Raw genomic sequence first — 19,919 nt, 5'->3', positions numbered from 1 at the left:
CTGGGAGGATGGCAGCGAAAAGCATCATCAGCCGGCCGGTCTACGGAACCCTGTCGCCGCAGCCTGGCAAGCACCATCTTTTCGTGGCCGATGCAGAAGGTGCGCTGGCGATATCGGACCTGGCCGCCAAGGCGCCGGCCGGCTTCTTTGCCGATGCCCACATCATCTTCATCCCCGGCAATGACGGCAAGCATGTCACGGCGCTCGAGGCGCTGAAGCCGGCGCAGTTCTACCGGGGGCCTACCTTCGCCAGCGCCCTGCCGCGGCTGAAGCAGACCTTGGCCAACGCGCATATGGGCCTGCGCCTCTATCTCGCCGGTACCGAGGGCCTGATCGGCCAGGCCATGCAGGTGGCGCTCGAAGCCGGCATCGACCACACCTCGATCCAGACCGAGCATCGCGGCTCGCTGGCGCGCCGCATCCAGTGCGTCCATTGCAAGGGCATCACCGAGAACGTGACGACGCAGCCGGCGACCTGTTCGCATTGCGGCCTGCTTCTCCTGGTACGCGATCACTATTCCAGGCGCCTCGCGGCGTTCCAGGGCGTCTGCATCAATGCGGAAGACCGCAGCGAAATTCCTCCGACGGAGGAGATCTTTCGATGAGCACCGGCACCACAAAGCTCGACGTCGTGGTGAGCGACGTCGTTCCGGTCAACGAATTGGTCACGCGCTTCCATTTCCGCAGGCGCGACGGGCAGCTTTTGCCGACATTTTCCGGCGGCGCTCATGTCGTCGTCGAAATGCGCGACGGCGAGCGGACCAGGCTCAATCCTTATTCGCTGATGGGCTCGCCGCTCGATACGCGCGAATACACGATCTCGGTGCGCCGCGACGATGTCGGCCGCGGTGGTTCGCTGTTCATGCACAGCAACGTCAGGCCGGGCATGGAGATGGTGATCAGCTATCCGGTCAATCTGTTCTCGCTCGATTTGCGCGCCAGAAAACACCTGATGCTGGCGGGAGGCATCGGCATCACGCCGTTCATGGCGCAGACCGCGCAGCTGGCGGCGCAAGGCGGCAATTTCGAGCTGCACTACACCTGCCGCACCGCATCGCTCGGCACCTATGCCGATGTGCTGAGAGAGCGCTACGACCGCCGGGTCAGGCTCTATCACGACGATCGCGACGAGCGCATCGAGCTCGACCGGCTGCTGTCGTCGCAGCCGCTCGGCACGCATCTCTATGTCTGCGGCCCGTCCGGCATGATCGGCTGGGTGTGCGATCGTGCCGCTGCGCTGGGCTGGCCGGCGGAAACTGTGCATTTCGAGCATTTCGCCGCACCGCAGCCCGGCGCGCCGTTCGACGTGACGCTGGCGGTCAGCGGCAAGACGATCCGCGTTGGCGAGCAGCAGAGCCTGCTCGAGGCGATCGAGGCCGCCGGCGTCGATCCGCCCTATCTCTGCCGCGGCGGCGTCTGCGGCCAGTGCGAAACAAATGTCATCGCGCATGACGGCAAATTCATCCACAACGACCACTGGCTGAGCGAGGAAGAGCACCGATCCTGCAAGAAGATCATGCCTTGCGTATCGCGCTTCGAGGGCAGGTCGCTGGTGCTGGAAAGATAGGAGGCGGAGCTTGGGCATCACCTTTCGTAACGAAACGTTCCGTAACGATTTTACCTTCAGGAACAGCCCGGAGCACATCAGGCGGTTTCCGTTCCCGTTCCACGAAGACAGCTACATGTATGCGGTCAACATCGAGCCGCATGTTCTGGGGCCGAAGGGCAGCGTGCTCGAAAACCTGATCGACGTTGACGAGCACTATGTCGCCGAAATGCAGGACCGCGCTTTGGTGCTGGCGGAGGACCCGCTGCGCTGCCAGTCGCTGCCGCACATGACGCTGGCCGGCTGGGACCTGCTCGAACTTCTGATGGAACAGCAGGCGCTGGGCTATCCCGAGCATTTCACGCTGACGCGCGACGGCGACAGATGGCGCTGGATAAACCGGCCGCTCGGCATCGACGACACGTTCACCTTCGGCGACGTGTCGACGCTGCCCTATGGGCCGATGGAATACATCACGCGGCAATCACAAGGCGATTTCTGCATCCTTGACCAGCGCGACGGCAACCTGTGGATGGATGCCGGCATGGTCACCACCCAGGCCGACTGGTCGCTCGATTTCGACATCGGCATGAATTTCTTCGAGTGGCACGCGCCGGTGCCGCTGGCGCATGAGAGGGGCATATTCGTCCGGGCGCTGAAATTCCTCACCAACATCCAGCAAGGCAAGCCGGCGCGGCGGCTGAACTGGACGATGACCATCAATCCGCGCCTCGACACCAGCCCGGAAAACTATCACAAATGGGGTCCGGACCGGGCGACGGTGACGCCCGAAAACGTCGGTGACAAGGTCCATCTTCGCGTCGAATTGCAGAGCTTCTGGCGGCTGCCGCGCTCGAACGGCATCGTCTTCCCGATCCGCTGCTATCTGATCAAGATGGACGAACTGGTGACGCAGCCGAAATGGGCGCGGCGCCTGCACCGCGTCATCCGTGACCTTCCCGAAGAACTCGCCAATTACAAGGGCTTGACGCGCTATCGGCCGACGCTGGTCGAGTGGCTGTCGAAGCTCGACGACGGCAGCCCGACGTCAGCAGGCTTCGGGCCGGACTAAAGCAAGGTCCCCCTCATCCGGCCGCTTCGCGGCCACCTTCTCCCGCTGGGGAGAAGAGAGGTAGGCGCCGGCGCTGCCGGTCTCCTCTCCCCCTCGGGAGAGGTCGGATTGCCCCGAATTGCCCTTCGCAATTCGGTTGGTAATCCGGGTGAGGGGGTCTGCTTGCGTCCCGCTCATCCCGCACTACTCTGCGGATAGCAGATGATCGAGAGATAGCGCATCGGCAGAACCGTCAGCACCTCCGGTCCGTGCGGCGCATCGGCGTCGAAGAACAGGCTGTCGCCGGGCTTCATCGGATAGAGGTTGTTGCCGTGGCGGTAGGTAACCTCGCCTTCAAGCATGTAGAGGAACTCCATGCCTTCGTGCTGGAAGGTCGGGAACACATCGGAATCCTCGGTCAGCGTGATCAGATAGGGCTCGACGACGACGCCGCTGGTGTTGGAGCCGATATGGCCGAGCAGATTGTACTGGTGGCCGGCACGCGTGCCGCGGCGCTCGACGTCGAGGCCTTCGCCAGCCTTGACGAAGACGGCGCTGCGCTCTTCCTCGAAGCGGCGGAAGAAGGCGGTGACCGGAACGCCGAGCGCCCGCGACAGCGCCTGCAAAGTGGTCAGCGACGGCGAGGTGATGCCGTTTTCGATCTTCGACAGCATGCCAAGCGAAATGTCGGTGGCAGCCGCAAGATCGGCGACGGTGATGCCGAGTTTTTTGCGAAACGCCCGCACCTCGCGGCCGATCGCCACCTCCAGGACTTTTTCGCGAGTGTCGCGAACAGCGTGCGGGTCCTGGGTCAGTGGCGTCCGGATCGTTGCCACGCCCTTCGGCGATGGCTTGGCCTTGGCGGCTGCCCCATTCCTGAAATTGGAAGCTTTTTTCGCCATGTCGCCACCCCGTTCTGCAGATTTATTTCACTCACGGTGAACATATTCAGTGCGGATACAGAGCGCAACTGCGACAGCAAGCCACTTTATGTCGAATGGCGTGCTCTCCGGGTTTCCGCCATCAGCGGTTTTGCTGAAAATCCAATCTGCTGAAACGTGGTTTCAGCAGAAGGCCTGTTGACAGCATCGAATGGGCAATTACTGTCCTGTCAGTGAAATTTGTTTCGTTAGAGAAATGAACCGGGAGGCCCGCAATGAAAAGTCGTGTTGCCGTCATCGGAGCCGGACCTTCCGGCATGGCCCAGCTTCGAGCCTTCAAGTCGGCGGCCGACAAGGGTGCTGACATTCCGGAAATCGTCTGCTTCGAAAAGCAGTCCGACTGGGGCGGCCTGTGGAATTACACCTGGCGCACCGGCCTCGACGAGCATGGCGACCCGGTGCATGGCTCGATGTACCGCTACCTTTGGTCGAACGGACCGAAGGAATGCCTCGAATTCGCCGACTACACGTTTGAGGAGCACTTTGGCCGGCCGATCGGCTCCTACCCGCCGCGCGCGGTGCTGTGGGACTATATCAAGGGCCGCGTCGAAAAATCCGACGTGCGCAAATGGGTGCGCTTCAACAGCCCGGTGCGCATGGTGACCTTCTCCGACGCGACGAAAAAGTTCACCGTCACCGCGCATGACCGCACCAACGACGTCACCTATTCCGAAGAGTTCGACAACGTCGTTGTTGCCTCGGGGCATTTTTCCGTACCCAACGTTCCCTATTTCGAGGGTTTTTCGACCTTCAATGGCCGCATCCTGCACAGCCATGATTTCCGCGACGCAATGGAATTCAAGGACAAGGACATTCTGATCATCGGCCGCTCCTATTCGGCCGAGGATATCGGCTCGCAATGCTACAAATACGGCGCCAAATCGATCACCTCCAGCTACCGCTCGAAGCCGATGGGCTTCAAATGGCCTGACAACTGGCAGGAAGTGCCGCTGCTGCAGAAGGTCGTCGGCAAGACCGCGCATTTCAAGGACGGCAGCACCAGGGATGTCGACGCCATCATCCTGTGCACGGGCTACCTCCATTCATTCCCGTTCCTCACCGAGGATCTGAAGCTCAAGACCGCCAACCGCATGTGGCCGGACGGGCTCTATGAGGGCGTCGTCTGGGCGAAGAACCCGCAGCTGTTCTATATCGGCATGCAGGACCAATTCTACACTTTCAACATGTTCGACGCGCAGGCCTGGTTCGCGCGCGACGTCATCATGGGCCGCATCGAACTGCCCTCGGCAGAAGTGATGGCGGAACATGGCAGGAGATGGCGGGCGCGCGAGGAAACGCTGGAAGACGCCGAGCAGATGATCTGGTTCCAGGGCGACTACACCAAGGAGTTGATGGAGCAGACCGATTATCCGGGATTCGACGTCGAGGCGACAAATCAGACCTTCATGGAATGGGAGCACCACAAGGCGCACGACATCATGAGCTTCCGCGACCACGCCTACCGCTCGCTGATGACCGGCACGATGGCGCCGTTGCACCACACGGCCTGGCTGCAGGCGATGGACGATTCGATGGAATCCTATCTGGAAGTGAAAGGGGTGGCGGCGGAGTAGCGGCTTCCTCGCCGCACCGGGCTGCATGACAGCCTGCCCAGCTTGCAACCCATCGAACCCGTCAAATCCTCTGTGCAGAGGGTCTAAAGCGCGTCGCGTTTGGATGGATTCATGCGACGCGCCTTAAGTTCTTTTTTATGCATGTCATTATCGCAAAACCGCTGCGCTTGCGCGACATGCATTACTTGCTGCGAGCCTCGCGCACGTCTTTCGTCGCCTCGATGATCCGCTCGAGCAGGGCATGGAGATCGTCGCGGTGGCCGCTGCGGCCGGCGGGGCCGTTTTCTTCGGATGTCATGACCACTGTCAACGCGCGCCCGGGCACAACGTAGACCATCTGCCCGCCATACCCCCACCCGTAGAAGACCGCTTCGCCCGCGATCTGACGCATGAACCAACCATAACCATAACCGTCACCGGTGAAACGGGAGGCGGTGCGTGGCTGCCAGGAGAGCTTGATCCAATCGGCCGGCACGAGCTGCCGTCCTCCGCGGCTCATCCCGCCGCTGCGGTAGAGCTCGCCAAAGGCGAGCAGCGAGCGCGGGCTCATGGCCATCTGGTTGCCGCCGAGATAGATGCCCTGTGGGTCGCGGTCCCAGGCGACGATGGAAAAGCCCTCCTGCGGCCCCAGCCATTCGCGCGCCAGTTCCAGCGTTGAGCGGCCGGTCCGGCGCGTCAGGATCGCCGAAAGGAGATGGGTCGAGCCGGTGGAATAGAGCATGGTACCGCCCGGTTCGTCGTCGAAGGGCAAGGCGAGCGCTGCCCGCACCCAGTTATCGCTTGCCACCCAGCGCCCGTAGTTTGGGCCGGAGGTCCGACCCAGCCCTGCCTGCATGGAAAGCAGATGACCGATCGTAACCTGCTGGAGCCGCGGATCCCCGTCGGCGGGCAGGTCGCCCTGAAGAAGCGGAGCGATCTTCTGGTCGGGGCCTTGGAGCACGCCCTTGTCGACGGCGATGCCGACGAGCGCGGAGATGATCGACTTGGAGGCGGATTTTATGTTGGCAGGACGTGCCGGAGAGTAGCCGCGATAGCCACGCTCCGCCACCACCGCGCCCTCATGCGCGATGGCAACCGTGCGCAGCGGCGTCAGGCGCTCGGCCTCATCAAAGAGCTTTTCAAGCCGCTCCTCCAGGCCGTCCGCAGCGTGAGCAGCGACGGAAAGCATGAGGAGAAAGGCTAGAATCACGGTGGGACGCTTCAGCATGAAGCCAGCTTGGGATGCATTTTGGGCAAGACGAAGGTGGGACGCGCGATGTATTTTCCAGCTATCCCAGCCTTGCCCGTGCCTTCGCCGTCCAGGCGTTGAACAGCCGGTCGGCGACGATGCCGATGAAGGCGATGGCCAGGCCGGCGACGATGCCGCGGCCCGAATCGGCCTTGGACAGCGCGATGAACACCTCCTGGCCGAGATCGCGGGTGCCGACCATGGCGCAGATGATGATCATCGCGAGCGCCATCAGGATCGTCTGGTTGACGCCAAGCATGATCTCGGGCAACGCCAGCGGCAGCTGCACGCGCAGGAACGTCTGGCGCTTGGTGCAGCCCGACACCTTTGCCGCCTCGATCAGCGCCGGCGGCACCTGCCTGAGGCCGTGATTGGTGTAGCGGATGGCCGGCACCACGGCGAAGGCGACGGTCGCGATCATCGCCGTCACGTCGCCGACGCGAAACAGCATCACCACCGGGATGATGAAGCAGAACGACGGCAGCACCTGCAGCGTGTCGATGACCGGCGTGACGATCTTCTCGACACGATCGCTGCGCGATGCCATCAGCCCGATCGGGATGCCGATCAGGCAGGCGATGAAGGCCGAGATGCCGCAGAGGTAGACCGTCGCCATGGTCTTTTCCCAGAGACCGGTTACCGCGCAGAAGACGGTCAGCGCGGCGACCAGGGCGGCGAGGCGCAGGCCGCCGAGCTGGTAGCCGGCAAGGCCAAGCAGAAACACCGCGCCCAGCCACGGGAAGCCCTCGCAGAAGGCGCGCACCGGGTTCAGCACATTGAGGATCAGCGCCACGCGGAACGCTTCGATCGTGTCGAAGAAGTTGATCGTGATCCAGCTCACTGCTGTCTTCCACATCGGCGCGGTGGTGAAGGTGATCGCCTTCGGCACTGCGGCGAAGGCCGGCACGAACAGACCTAGCAGTGTCGTGACGGCAAGGATGGCGATGGCCAGCGTCAGGTTGGGGTAGCGCCGCCAGAAGCTCGGACTGACCATTTGATAGACATGACCTTGCGCGTGATTGCGCGCGATCGCCTGGCTCAGCCGGTCGAGCGCGATCGCCAATGCCACGATGGCGAGGCCGGCTTCCATGGCCTCGCCGACCTTTAGCGCGCGCAGCGCCAGCAGCACGTCGTAACCGAGGCCGCCGGCGCCGATCATCGAAGCGATGATCACCATATTGAGCGCCAGCATGATGACCTGGTTGACGCCTACCATCAGCGTTGGACGCGCCGACGGCAACAGCACGCGCCACAGTTTCTGGCGTGCCGTGCAGCCGGCCATCTCGCTGAAATCGTCGATTTCGGACGGCACCCGCGACAGCCCCAGCATCGTCGCGCGCACCATCGGCGGCGTGGCGAAAATGGCCGTCGCGATCATCGCCGAAACCGGGCTGTTGCCGAAGAGCAGAAGCATCGGGATCAGATACGCGAAGGTCGGGATGGTCTGCATCAGATCGAGGGCAGGGGAGATCAAAAGCCTCTCCGCCCATGGCTTGCGCCACGCCCAGATGCCGACGAACAATCCGGTGACGATGCAGAACGGCACGGCAATCGAGATCAGCCCCAGCGTCAGCATGGCGCTGGTCCATTGGCCGAACAGTGCGATGTAGAGAAAACAGCCGCCGACCAGCGCGCCGAGCTTCCAGCCACCGGCGGCGCGTCCGGCCAGGAATGCAGCGATGCAGACGCCGACCCAGGACAGGCGCGGCAGGACGATCAAGTCCGCGCCATGGCCGATCTTGAAATTCTTGGCAAGCAGATTGAGCGCAAAATCGAGCGGCACGCTGAGTGCCACGGTGATCGACCGCGTCAGCCAGGAGAAGTTCGACTTTATCAGGTTCATCAGAGCGCTGACCCAGTCGGCGACGGGAACGATTGCGCCAGCCGGATAGTTGACGGCCCAGAGCAGCCTGTCCTGCAGCAGGAATACGGCAAGCACGGCGGCAAGGGCGCAGGCCCAAGCCACCAGCCAGATCTGAACCGGCCGCGATCTCGCCTCGCTGGTGCTTGCCGTCACCGTCATGCGCCGGCCCCGGGACGTTCGATGCCTGCCAGAAGATCGATCACGGCTTGCGGAGTGACTTCGCCGATCGGCTTGCCGCTGCCGTTGACCACCGCGAACGGCTTGCCGGCCGAGACGATGCTTGCCGAAAAACTTGATATCTTGGCATCCGGCGCGACCATGCCGCCATGTTCGGTGCCGTCGCAGGCGCGCATCAGGCTTCGCGCCGAGATCACCTTGGCGCGGTCGACGTCACGGGTGAATTCAGCGACATAGTCGGTCGCCGGATTGACCACCAGCTCTTCGGGCGTGCCGATCTGGATGACCTCGCCGTCCTTCATGATGGCGATGCGGTCGGCCAGCCGGATGGCCTCGTCGAAATCATGGGTGATGAAGACGATGGTCTTGTGCAGCATGGTCTGCAGCCGCATCAGCTCGTCCTGCATCTCGCGGCGGATCAGCGGATCGAGCGCCGAGAACGGCTCGTCGAGAAACCAGATCTCCGGCTTGGTGGCGAGGCTGCGGGCGATGCCGACACGCTGCTGCTGGCCGCCGGAAAGCTCACGCGGATAGAAATGCTCACGGCCGCGCAGGCCGACGAGCTCGATCACTTCCAGCGCGCGCTTCTCGCGCGTCGGCCGGTCCTGTCCCTGGATGCCCAAGGGAAAGGCGATGTTCTCCAGCACGTTCAGATGCGGCAGCAGGGCGAAATTCTGGAACACCATGCCCATGCGGTGGCGTCGCAGCTCGATCAGCGCGGCATCTGAGATCTTGAGGAGATCCTTGCCCTCGAACTCGACCTTGCCATGGGTCGGCTCGACCAGCCGCGACATGCAGCGCACCAGCGTCGATTTGCCGGAGCCGGACAGGCCCATGATGATGAAGATCTCGCCCTGGCGGATTTCGAGGTCGACGGCGCGCACCGCGCCGACCAGCCCGGCCGCGGCGACGTCCGCCATGCTGGCCTTGCCGTCGCGCTGGCGGATGAAATTGGCCGCGTTCGCGCCGAACAGCTTCCAGACGTTGCGGCAGGCGAGCTTTATCGGGCGGGCATCTGCCGCTTGCGGCACCTGTTCAGTCGTATCGGCCATGCAATTGTCCTTCTGGAATATGGGATAGAGACCCGGCCACAAGGGGCCGGGTCTCGCAGTTTTCCAGTTGGAACGATCACTCGGCCCAGGCTTTCCAGTCGGCTTCGTGGGCGGCGATCCAGGCGGCGGCGACGTCTTCCGGCGTCTTGCCTTCGAGATCGATCTCGCCGCTCATCTTGTTGAGCTCGTCGGTGTCGACCGTGTAATTCTTCGCGACCTTGTAGGCGACCGGCCATTTGTCCTTCATGCCGGCCCAGGAATATTTCCAGATCTCGCCATGCGGCTTGCCGCAGTCATATTTCGCTTCAGGGTTCACACCCCATTTCGGGTCGTTGTAGCACTCCGGCGTGTAATCTGGGAATTCGACCCATTCGCCCTTATATTTGGCCGGCGCCCAATGTGGCGAATAGACCCACAGCATGATCGGCGCCTTGCGCTGATAGGCCGAATCCAGTTCGGCGAACATCGCCGCATCGGTGCCGGCATGGATGACGGTGAAGGGCAGCTTCAGCGCTGCGGCGCGCTCGTCGTCAAAACCTTCCCATGTCACGGGGCCGCCGAGATAGCGGCCGTTCGGCGCCGTTTCCGCCGTCGAGAAGGCTTCGGCGCATTTCGGGTCCTTCAGCGCCTCCCAGTTCGGCAGGCCCGGGCATTTCTCCTTCATGTATTCGGGATACCACCATTCTTCCTTGGCCTTGGGCCCGAGCGCACCGAGGCGTTCGGTCTGGCCGGTCGCATCCGAGGCCTTCATGGCTTCGCCGGCCGTCGTGTCCCAGAATTCCAGCGCGACAGTGAGGTCGCCATTGGTAAGTCCGGTGGTCAGGCTGGAGAGATAGTCGGCGGTCGGGTACTCGACCATGTATCCGAGCTTTTCCAGAATGCCGCCGAGGATCTTTGCGTTCAGATTGACGCTGGTCCAGTCGAACAGCGCGATCTTGATCGGGTCGTTGGATTCTGGCGCCGCAGCCTGAGCCGAAGGTGTCAGCACACTTGCCGCGGCAAGCGCAAAAGCTCCCATTGATAATCTGGATATCATACTCCGAAGTGACATGCCTGTTCTCCTGTCAAGCTCTGGTGGAAGTTATCGTTCGTTCCCTTCTTGCGTCTTTTTGATTGTGTTGGAAAAGCTGATCGTTGCGCAAGTCCATTGGCACCAAATTGCTGTCGGCGCCGAAGTAGGCGCAGACGCAATGATGCCCAATTCGATGAAGATGTCGTGCGGGACGGGACCGCGTCATGGCTGCCGTGCTGCCGAAGCAGTGATCTGCGGATCGATCGCCGGTCTTGCGGCGCCCTCAATCTTGCGAGCCATCAAGTTCCCATGATGTCAGCCGTTGGCAGTCGCCGAAGCCATTTTCATGGGATGAAATTATATATACCAACGTTCATGTCGCGCAACGATTAACGCGGCGCGGATCGCGCAATTCGGCTGCAGTTTCGCCGCCTGCCGATTATATCAGCAGATTGACGCGTGAACCTGCCCCATTGCTCACGACATGATCAGGCCGCCATCGACATTGATGGTCTGACCGGTGATGTAGGCGGCGTCGCTGCTGGCCAGAAAACTGACCAGGCCGGAAACGTCCTCGCCGCTGCCGGCGCGGCCCATCGGGATGTTCTTCACCCATTCGGCCATCAGCTCGCCGGGCTTGTAATCGCCCATCAGCTTGCCCCATGCCGCGTCGTTATAGGCCCACATGTCGGTGTCGATGATGCCGGGACAGATCGCGTTGACGGTGATCTTCTCCTTAGCAACCTCCTTGGCGAGGCTCTGGGTGATGCCGACGACGCCGAATTTCGAGGCGGCATAGTGCGGCGTGTAGATGAAGCCCTGTCGCGCCTGGCCGGATGCGGTGTTGATCAGCCTGCCGCCGTCGCCATGTTTGCGGATGCGCGCGATCGCCTCCTGGCAGCACAGGAACACGCCCTTAGTGTTGACCGCCATTACCTTGTCCCATTCGGCCTCGGTCATCGCCTCGATCCTGGCGATGGTGATGACGCCGGCATTCTGTACGGAGATGTCGACGCGGCCGAACTGCTGTTCGGCCAGATCGTATAGGGCGGCGACCTCGTCCTTCTTGGTCACGTCCATGCGCAGCGATGCGACCTTGGCGCCTTCCGCCTTCAGTCCGGCGGCGATCTCGTCGACGCGCGCGTCGATGGCGCTGACGACGACAGCCGCGCCCTCAGCCGCGAAGCGCCTGGCCATGGCCGCGCCAATGCCGCCGCTGGCGCCGGTGATGACCGCCGTCTTTCCCTCGAACCGCTTCTGCATTTTTTCTCCTACCAGCAGACGAAGCCGCCATCGACGATCAGGTCGATGCCGGTGACGAAACTCGAAGCGCGACTGGCCAGGAACACGGTCGGGCCGACCATCTCTTCCGGCGCCGCCATGCGCCCCATCGGCGTGTCGCGCTCGAAGATCCTGACCTGGTCGGCGACCTCCGGCCGCTTGTTCATCGGCGTCAGCGTATAGCCAGGGCTGACGACGTTGACGCGCAGGCCGCGATCGGCCCATTCCATGGCGAGGCTCTTCGACATGTGGATGACGGCGGCCTTGGATGAATTGTAATGCGCCTGGGTCAGGCCGCGATTGACGATCGAGCCCGACATCGAGGCGATGTTGATGATCGAGCCCTTGCGTCGCGTCAGCATCGTGCGCGCTTCGGCCTGGCAGGACAGGAACACGCCGTTGACATTGACGTCGTAAAGTTTCTGCCATTTCTCCAGCGAAAGCGTCTCGGCCGGCTCGGCCGCGGCAACGCCGGCATTGTTGACGGCGATGGTCAGCGCGCCGAGTTCGGTTTCAGCGCGCTCGATCGCCACTGCCAAATCGGCCTCTGAAGTCACCGTGCCGGTCAGCACCAGCGCCTTGCGGCCGAGCGCCAAAATTCTGTGCGCGGTCTCGTCCAGCCCGCCCTTCGAGGCATGGCCGAAACAGGCGATGTCGGCGCCGGCCTCGGCCAGGCCGATGGCGATTGCTTGGCCGATGCCGCTGCCAGCGCCGGTAACGAGGGCAACGTCCCCATGAAGATCGAATAGTTTCATCGAAATGTTTCCTGTTGAGCCGCCGGTGCTGCCCTGGGAAGGAAGGGGCGCCAGTCCTAGCTGGCGCCCCGCGCGGTCCGGTGCCTAGGAGGATACCACCTGCTGCGCTTTTGTTCCGATCCATTATGCCGCCGTCAGCTTGTGGCGAGCTCCATGACGGCGACGTTGTTCGCTTCGCTGCGGTCGAGAATGCCGCGCTGGCGGCCACGGCTCAGCACCAGCACGCGATGTGACAGGCCGAGCACTTCCTCGAGGTCGGAGCTCACCACCACCACCGCCATTCCGGAGCGGGCGAGGTCGGCGATGACATCGTAGATCGCGGCGCGGGCGCCGACATCGATGCCGCGTGTCGGCTCGTCCAGGATGAACACCTTGGGCGGCCGTGAAATCCATTTGGCGATGATCACCTTCTGCTGATTGCCGCCGGAAAGCTTGCTGATCGCCTGGTCAGGCCGGCCCTTGACGCCAAGCCGGCCGATGCCGGCCTCGGCGAATTTCTGTACTGCCTTCGGAAATACCCAGCCGTTCGGCGCGACATGGTCGAAATTGCCGATCGCCAAATTCTCGCCGATCGTCTGGTCGAGCACCACGCCTTGCGCCTTGCGGTCTTCCGGCACCAGCACGACCCCGGCCTTGATCGCCGCCGCTGGGTCATTGAGGTGCACCGGTTTGCCGGCGACACGCACCGAGCCGGACGAAATCGGATCGGCGCCGGCAATCGCCCGCACCAGCTCCGTGCGGCCGGCGCCGATCAGTCCGGCGATGCCGAGGATTTCACCGGCCCGCACCGAAAAGCTGACATTCTGGAAGCTGCGTTCCGGCGAGGACAGGTTCTCGACCTCGAGCAGCGCCTCATCGCCTGGCACCGACAGCGGCGGGAACATCCGCTCGACGCTGCGGCCGACCATCTGCTCGACCACGGTGCGCACCGGAATGTCGGCGCGCTCGTGCCGGGCGACGATGCGCCCGTCGCGCATCACTACCACGCGGTCGGCGATCTCAGCGATCTCGTCCAGCCGGTGGCTGATATAGATGAAGGACATGCCTTCCGCCTTGAGCTTGCGGATCTGCTGGAACAACAGTTCCGTTTCCTCGCTGCCAAGCGCTGCTGTCGGTTCGTCGAAGATCAGAAGCTCGGCATTGAGCGTCAGCGCCTTGGCAATCTCGACCTGCTGCTGGGCGGCGATGCGCAGCGTGCGCACCTTGCGTTCCGGCGAGACATCGAGGCCTAGCCGCTTCAACTGCGCTGATGCCCGTGCATTCATTGCCGCGCGATCGATGCGGCCGCCGCGCATCGGCAGGCGTCCGACATAGACGTTCTCGGCGACCGACAGATCCGGCAGCAGCTTCAGTTCCTGGTGGATCATTCCGACGCCGGCGTCGATGGCGGCGGCGGGAGAGGCGGGGGAATAGGGCTTCCCCCGCCATGTGATGGTGCCGGCATCGGATTTGGTCGACCCGGCGATGATGTTCGAAACGGTGGACTTGCCTGCGCCATTTTCGCCAAGCAGCGCCACGACCTCGCCCGGCCGCACCTCGAAGCTTGCATCGGCCAGGACCTGGACCGGTCCGTAGCTCTTGCAGAGGCCGTTGACGAACAGCCCCAGATGCGGGGTCTGCGTGTGGCTGGGATCCAAGGACATCGTTCCGCTCGTTAACCGTCAGAAATGCTTGGGATCAGGGATGCCTGATATTATGGATGCCTGATATTAGGGATGCTTGGCGATGAACTGATCGACATTGTCCTTGGTGGTCAGCGTCGCGTCCTGCAGCTGTTCTGCGGGAACGGTTTCGCCGGCCACCAGCTTGATCGCCGCATCGACGGAAAGCCGGCCCATGCCTTGTGTCTGCTGCGTCGCGGTTACGTCGAAAACGCCGCCCTTCAGAGCCTTGAGCGCCGCCACGTCGCCGTCGAAGCCGGCAACCCAGACCTTGTGGCCGGGATTGGCGACCTTGACCGCCTGCGCAGCACCGAGCGCCAGCGCGTCGGCCTGGCCGATGACGATCGATACGTCGGGATGGGACTGCAGCAGATCCTGCGTCAGCTTGAAACCTTCGTCCTGATGCCAGCCTTCGCTCCATAGCTCGCCGACCACCTTGATGTCGGGATAGGCGCTCAGCGCTTCGCCACAGCCCTTCGACCGGTCGACCTCGGGCGTCGTGCCTTTCTGGCCATGGATGATGACCAGTTCGCCCTTGCCGCCGGCCTGCTTGGCGATGTAGTCGCACACCGCCTTGGCCGATGCCACGCTGTTGGTGGCGATGAAGGTGTCGCCGGGTGCGCCTTCGGCGTTGCGGTCGACATTGATGACCGGGATGCCGGCCGCCTTGGCCGTCTTGGTCGGCACGGTGGCGGCGGTGGCGCCGGCCGGGATGTAGATCAGCGCATCGATGTTCTGTGTGATCAGATCCTGCACCTGGCTGACCTGGGTCGCCGAATCGCCCTTGGCGTCGACGGTGACAATTTCGATGCCCTTTTCCTTGCCATAGGCTTCGACGGACTGCTTGATCTGGTTGAAGAAGTCGGCCTGCAGATTGGCGACGGCAAGGCCAAGCTTCTTGGCCTCCTTGGCCGACGCCATGTCGGACAGTCCGAGCAGCGGAATGACGGCCGCGGCAGCAAGCAGCAATGAACGTTTGGTCAGCATGTGTTTCCTCCGTTGATGTTTAATCTGTCCCGCCGGCGCATCACGGCGCCCCTTGGCCGAACAACTCCCAGTTTCGGATCACCGATCCGTTTTCGCCCGGACATCCGGGTGAATCTCATTGCGCCCCGCTCTTCATTGCGCCCAGTCTTCATTGCGCCCAGTCTTCATTGCGCTCTGCGCCGCCATGTATCCGTGGCCACCGCCAGCGCGATCACGACGCCGATCACCACTTGCTGGATGAAGGGCGACACGCCGAGCAGGTTCAGCCCGTTGCGCAGCACACCGATGATCAGCACGCCGATCGCGGTGCCGCCGATCGAGCCGATGCCGCCCGACAGGCTGGCGCCGCCGATCACCACCGCGGCGATCGTGTCCAGTTCGTAGCCGAAGCCGGAGCTCGGCTGGACGGAATCGAGCCGTGCCGCAAGCACGATGCCGGCGAGCCCGGCCAGCACGCCGCAGATTGCGTAGACCCAGTTGGTCAGCGACTTGACCGGGATGCCGGACAGCCGCGCGACCTCGGCGCTGCCGCCGATCGCGTAGAGGCTGCGGCCGGTCGCGCGGTAGTTCAGGAAGATCGCGAAGATGATGGCCAGCACGATCATCAAGCCGACGGTGATCGACAGGAAGCCGAAATGGCGGATAATCGACAGGCTGGTGAACCAGTCGGGAAAGCCGATGATCTGCGAGCCGTCGGTGATCATGTTGGCGAGACCGCGCGCCACCGACATCATGGCCAGCGTGGCGATGAAGGGCGGCAGCTTGGTGACGGTCACCAGCAGGCCTGAAACCAGCCCGCAAAGTCCTGCAACGACGAGCGCTGTGACGATGCCAGCGGGCATGCCGAGATTGAGATGGTCGGGATGGGCGACGAACCCCATCACCATCGCGGCGAGCGCCAGCACGGAGCCGACGGAAAGATCGATGCCGCCGATCAGGATGACCAGCGTCATGCCAATCGCCATGATGCCGAGCACGGTGACCTGGTCGAGCACGTTGAGGATGTTGCGGACAGTCAGGAACGTGTCGGTGGTCAGCGACAGCGCAAGGCACAGCAGCACCAGCCCGATCAGCGGTCCCAAGGTTCCGGCGAACAGGGCCGAAAGCTTCGCGCCCGCCGCGGCCTGCGTACGTGGGGCGGCCTTCAACTCGCTTGCACTGTTGCTCACAGCCATCTTGTCTCCTCCATCAGCGATCCGGCGATGCGTCGTCGGCTCACTCTTGCTCACCAGGCACCTCCCTGTGAACAATTTATCTTTGATATGCAATTTTGTTCAGCTAAACTGTTCGTCGGAAAATTGTCAAGGCCCGCCGCATCATTCCACGCCGGTTTGCGCCGCCAGCCGGTTTGCCTTACGAAAGGGCATGAAATGCCGCGTTTCAGGTCCGCTCTCATCCTGCGACTTCGTTTCGGCTGCTTGAGCAGGCCGGGACGGCCAAAACAAAGTAAATGTTGACCATTTTGGCTTTCATCTCGCGTTGTAGACGATATCCTGTCGATGTCTTAAACCTTGAATCCTGGCACGCAGATCGATTTCGTGGCGCATGGTCGGATACGCCATTTGAATGGCATTTAAGGATTCGGACGACCGCGGGAGGGCAAAAAGATGGCGATGATAGAGAATGACAAGGCCTCGCGCTTCCCGGATGCCGAGCTGAAGGCCCGTGCCGCATGGCACTATTATGTCGAGGGGCTGACGCAGGAGAGGATTTCGGAGATCCTCGGCATCGGCCGCATCAAGGTGCATCGCATCCTCTCCGCCGCGCGTGAGGAGGGCGTCGTTCAGTTCCGCATCCGCGACAGCGTCGTCGAATGCTTGGTGCTGGAAGAGGCCTTGAAGCAGCGTTTCGGGCTCAGCCAGGCCATTGTGGTGCCGTCGGCCGCTGACCGAAGCAATGCCCCGCTGATGATCGGCCATGCCGCGGGCGCCTATCTGGCCGACAATGTGAATGCCGGCGATGTCATCGCACTGGGCTGGGGGCGGACGCTGAAATTCGCCATCAATGAATTGCCGCGGCGGCCGATCGCCAGGACCACGGTGGTCTCCATGCTGGGCGGCCTCACCCATGCCCAGCCGCTCAACCCGACCGAGAGCGCCTGGGAATTCGCCGAAAAGATCGGCGCCGAGTGCTTCCTGCTGCCGGTACCGGTCTATGCCGACAGGCCGGAGCAGCGCGAAGCCTTCATGAGCCAGCGCAGCGTTCAGGACGTCGTCTTCCGCGCGCGCCGGGCAAACATCGCCGTGCTCAGCGTCGGATCATTTTCCAATGACAGTCCGATCGCCAATTACGGCTTCATCAAGCCCAGCGAACTCGAGGAGCTGCAGACGGCCGGCGCTGTTGGCGATATTTTGTGCCATTTCGTTGACGCCGAGGGCAGGCTCGTCGACCATGAGGTCAATCGTCGGGTCTGCGCCTATCCGCTGCAGGACCTGTCGGACATCCCGGCTATCATCCTGGTTTCGGGAGGGCAGGAAAAAATCGCGATCATGCGGGCGGCGCTCGCCAACACCAAAGTATCGGTTCTGATCACCGACGAGGATGCCGCCAAGGGCCTGCTCAACCGCTGAGTTTTGCGCGCCTAGGACAGAGGCAGCTCAAAATTCACAGGGCTTGGGGCGGCTGTCATATGACCAGTCGGCGAGAGCCACTGGCTTGAATTCTCCTTCGATCGGTCTGCCGTCATCCAGTCCTTGCGAGGCGATGCCTTTGCCGGTGAGATAGTTGATGTCGCAACTGCCCAGCGTTGTTTCCACGTCGCCATCGGACGTCTGGACGTTCCAGTCCCAGTACCGGCTATAGCCGGCGACCAGGAATTTGCCGCCGCGATGGACGACCATGACGGTCTCCGCCCATGATTTGTTGGCTCCGCAGCCGAAACAGGAGGTGACGTTCAGCGATCCTTTGCGCTTGCTTTCGAGCTCAAGAACTCGGCCCTCCGTAAGCGCCCTCTTGATGAAAGCCGGCTTGCGCGAAGGATCGAGCTTTTCATCGCCGGCAGCCAGATAGATGTAAAGGTCCGCTTGCCCACTGTCGGGATCCTGCACCATTACGGCCCGATCCATCTGCCCATCATCATCGATGTCGAGCGCAACCTCGAGCGGCGCCTCGGCCGCGGGCCCGTTCTCCGCGAGCGAGGACATTGGAATTGTCGCAACGGCGACAATCCATGACAAGGCCGCATGATGAAACGCCGTCTTCATGAGCAATCCAATGCCCCCGGAATCGAGCATTGGAATCTAACATTGGCTGGACAAGACGCAAAATCAAAGACGCCAGACGTCTAGGTCGTGAATTCACGCCGTCGCGTTGCCGAGCCGCACGTGGATAGCGCGCGTCGCCTGATAGAGGTCGCGGTAGATCGCCTTGCGCGTGCGGTAACCGGAGACCAGATCGCCGACGGGGTCGACGTGCCTGGTCGGCGGCACGGCCATAGCCTCGGCCGCCGTTTCGGGCGAGGCAAACCATCCGACGGCCGAAGCCGCCAGCATGGCGGCGCCGAGTGCTGCGGCTTCGTTGACCGGTGAGACGGAGAGCGGCCGCTCGAGCACGCTTGCCATGATCCGCATCAGCAGCACCGAATTGGTGCCGCCGCCGGCGGCGATCATCGCCGCCGGTTTGCCGCCGGCTTGAGTTTCCATTGCCTCGCTGGCGATGGCCTGCTCGAAGGCGATGCCTTCCAGAACCGCTCGAAAAAGGTGCTTCGGCTCATGGTCGAGCGACAGGCCGACAATGGCGCCGCGCGCCGCGCCGTCCCAATAGGGGCTCATGACGCCGGCCCAATACGGCATGACAAGCAGTCCCTCGCTGCCGGCGGCAACGTCCACCGCCGCCTTCTCCAGCGCTGCGGCCGACGGCGAGCCGGTGGTGCGAACGATCCAGTCGACCAGTTGCATGCCGGAGCGCAGCACGGTCTCCAGCATGAACCCCGAGCCGGTGGGCGAGACCAGCGTTCGAAACGCGTCCGACGTCGCCATCCCATGGGAATAACAGCCGCTGACGACGCCTGAACCGAGCGAAAGATAGCTTTTGCCTTCGCCATAGACGCCCATGCCGAGTCCCATCGCCTGGCCGTCGCCGGCGCCGGCGACAACAGGCGTGCCGGGCTTCAGGCCGGTCAGCCTGGCCACGCTTTCACTAAGCCTGCCGCAGATCGCGCCGGGCGCGACCAGTTGTGGCAACTGGTCCGGCCGCAGTCCTGCGGCCTCGACGAGCTCAGGGTGCCAAGTGCCATTCTTGATGTCGAGCAGCCCGAGCGGATCCGCACTTGCCGTGCTGGTGACCAGACTTCCGGTCAGCCGGTGGACGAAGAAGCCGTGCACGTCGACAAGTGCGGCTGCGTCGTCGAGCGCTTGCGGCTGGTGTTCGGCAAGCCAGGCGATCGCATAGAGCGCGGGCGTCGGGTCCGGCGGCTTGCCGCTCCAGTCGCGGATCGCCTCGCGGCCGAGTTCAGCTGAAAGCCTGATGACTTGCGGACGGGCGCGCTCGTCCAGCCACAGGATCGCGGGAATAAGCGGCTTGCCGGCATGATCAATCAGCGTAAAGGTCTCGCGCTGGTGGGCGATGGAGATCGCCGCCACCCGCGCAGCGCCAACCGCCTCAGTGACCTGCTTCAAGGCGCCGAGCAGCGCGGTCCACCAATGTTCGGCATCCTGCTCGAAATGGCCGGGCTTGGGATTTGAAAGCGGATAGGCTTCGCGCGCCTGGAACAGCTCCTTGCCGTCGCGCGTGAAGGCAATCGCTTTCACGGCCGTGGTCGAGGCGTCGATCCCGATTACGACATCGTCCAT

The 19,919-nt window shown here is 62.9% G+C and carries 17 protein-coding genes; 5 read left to right on the top strand and 12 right to left on the bottom strand.

Going from position 1 to position 19,919, the window contains the following annotated elements; all coding sequences use genetic code 11:
• Positions 1-8: 8 nt before the first annotated feature.
• The 3 genes from AC0L3L_RS02170 to AC0L3L_RS02160 are packed head-to-tail and all read left to right on the top strand — an operon-like array spanning position 9 to position 2,618.
• Positions 9-605, top strand: a complete 597-nt coding sequence (locus AC0L3L_RS02170; protein WP_473636374.1) for a dimethylamine monooxygenase subunit DmmA family protein — start codon at positions 9-11, stop codon at positions 603-605.
• Entirely contained in the window at positions 602-1,567 is a 966-nt protein-coding gene (locus AC0L3L_RS02165; RefSeq protein ID WP_473636373.1) for a PDR/VanB family oxidoreductase, read from the top strand. The genes AC0L3L_RS02170 and AC0L3L_RS02165 overlap by 4 nt, the downstream gene beginning before the upstream one ends.
• Before the next feature lie 10 nt (positions 1,568-1,577).
• The gene (locus AC0L3L_RS02160) at positions 1,578-2,618 is read left to right on the top strand and encodes a heme-dependent oxidative N-demethylase family protein (RefSeq protein ID WP_473636372.1); all 1,041 of its coding nucleotides are present in this window, start codon (positions 1,578-1,580) and stop codon (positions 2,616-2,618) included.
• A 173-nt stretch (positions 2,619-2,791) separates the two neighbouring features.
• On the opposite strand, the gene AC0L3L_RS02155 is transcribed toward AC0L3L_RS02160, so the two are convergent.
• Entirely contained in the window at positions 2,792-3,499 is a 708-nt protein-coding gene (locus AC0L3L_RS02155) for a helix-turn-helix domain-containing protein (RefSeq protein ID WP_095495023.1), read from the bottom strand.
• Positions 3,500-3,753: 254 nt separating this feature from the next.
• Between AC0L3L_RS02155 and AC0L3L_RS02150 the strand changes: the two genes are divergently transcribed.
• Positions 3,754-5,112: an NAD(P)-binding domain-containing protein gene (locus tag AC0L3L_RS02150; RefSeq protein ID WP_473636371.1), complete on the top strand. Its 1,359-nt coding sequence runs from the start codon at positions 3,754-3,756 to the stop codon at positions 5,110-5,112.
• A gap of 181 nt (positions 5,113-5,293) precedes the next feature.
• On the opposite strand, the gene AC0L3L_RS02145 is transcribed toward AC0L3L_RS02150, so the two are convergent.
• From AC0L3L_RS02145 to AC0L3L_RS02105, 9 genes are all read right to left on the bottom strand, one after another.
• Positions 5,294-6,319 (bottom strand): serine hydrolase domain-containing protein, encoded by a 1,026-nt coding sequence (locus AC0L3L_RS02145; RefSeq protein WP_473636370.1) that lies wholly within the window; start codon positions 6,317-6,319, stop codon positions 5,294-5,296.
• A gap of 61 nt (positions 6,320-6,380) precedes the next feature.
• Complete coding sequence (locus AC0L3L_RS02140) at positions 6,381-8,363, bottom strand: ABC transporter permease (protein WP_473488290.1); 1,983 nt, start codon at positions 8,361-8,363, stop codon at positions 6,381-6,383.
• A complete protein-coding gene (locus tag AC0L3L_RS02135) occupies positions 8,360-9,433 on the bottom strand; it encodes a quaternary amine ABC transporter ATP-binding protein (RefSeq protein ID WP_473488289.1) in 1,074 nt (357 codons plus the stop codon). Before AC0L3L_RS02135 ends, AC0L3L_RS02140 begins: the two co-directional genes overlap by 4 nt.
• A 76-nt stretch (positions 9,434-9,509) precedes the next feature.
• Positions 9,510-10,484 (bottom strand): ABC transporter substrate-binding protein, encoded by a 975-nt coding sequence (locus AC0L3L_RS02130; protein WP_473636369.1) that lies wholly within the window; start codon positions 10,482-10,484, stop codon positions 9,510-9,512.
• Between the two features lie 438 nt (positions 10,485-10,922).
• The gene (locus AC0L3L_RS02125) at positions 10,923-11,708 is read right to left on the bottom strand and encodes an SDR family oxidoreductase (protein ID WP_473488287.1); all 786 of its coding nucleotides are present in this window, start codon (positions 11,706-11,708) and stop codon (positions 10,923-10,925) included.
• 8 nt (positions 11,709-11,716) lie between these two features.
• A complete protein-coding gene (locus tag AC0L3L_RS02120; protein WP_473636368.1) occupies positions 11,717-12,481 on the bottom strand; it encodes an SDR family oxidoreductase in 765 nt (254 codons plus the stop codon).
• A 134-nt stretch (positions 12,482-12,615) separates the two neighbouring features.
• Positions 12,616-14,124, bottom strand: coding sequence for a sugar ABC transporter ATP-binding protein (locus AC0L3L_RS02115; protein ID WP_473636367.1), 1,509 nt, complete (start codon positions 14,122-14,124; stop codon positions 12,616-12,618).
• 66 nt (positions 14,125-14,190) lie between these two features.
• Positions 14,191-15,129, bottom strand: a complete 939-nt coding sequence (locus AC0L3L_RS02110) for a substrate-binding domain-containing protein (RefSeq protein ID WP_473636366.1) — start codon at positions 15,127-15,129, stop codon at positions 14,191-14,193.
• 164 nt (positions 15,130-15,293) lie between these two features.
• Positions 15,294-16,304 (bottom strand): ABC transporter permease, encoded by a 1,011-nt coding sequence (locus AC0L3L_RS02105; protein ID WP_473636365.1) that lies wholly within the window; start codon positions 16,302-16,304, stop codon positions 15,294-15,296.
• A 432-nt stretch (positions 16,305-16,736) separates the two neighbouring features.
• On the opposite strand from AC0L3L_RS02105, the gene AC0L3L_RS02100 reads away from it, so the two are divergent.
• Positions 16,737-17,699: a sugar-binding transcriptional regulator gene (locus AC0L3L_RS02100; RefSeq protein ID WP_123146963.1), complete on the top strand. Its 963-nt coding sequence runs from the start codon at positions 16,737-16,739 to the stop codon at positions 17,697-17,699.
• A 27-nt stretch (positions 17,700-17,726) separates the two neighbouring features.
• On the opposite strand, the gene AC0L3L_RS02095 is transcribed toward AC0L3L_RS02100, so the two are convergent.
• On the bottom strand, positions 17,727-18,272 hold the full coding sequence (locus AC0L3L_RS02095) for a hypothetical protein (protein ID WP_473636364.1): 546 nt from the start codon (positions 18,270-18,272) through the stop codon (positions 17,727-17,729).
• Between the two features lie 153 nt (positions 18,273-18,425).
• A complete protein-coding gene (locus tag AC0L3L_RS02090; RefSeq protein WP_473488281.1) occupies positions 18,426-19,919 on the bottom strand; it encodes a xylulokinase in 1,494 nt (497 codons plus the stop codon).

It is taken from the genome of Mesorhizobium sp. WSM4849 (assembly GCF_055811385.1).
Note: the sequence above shows the minus strand (reverse complement) of the source record. Positions and strands in the feature narration are given on the sequence as shown.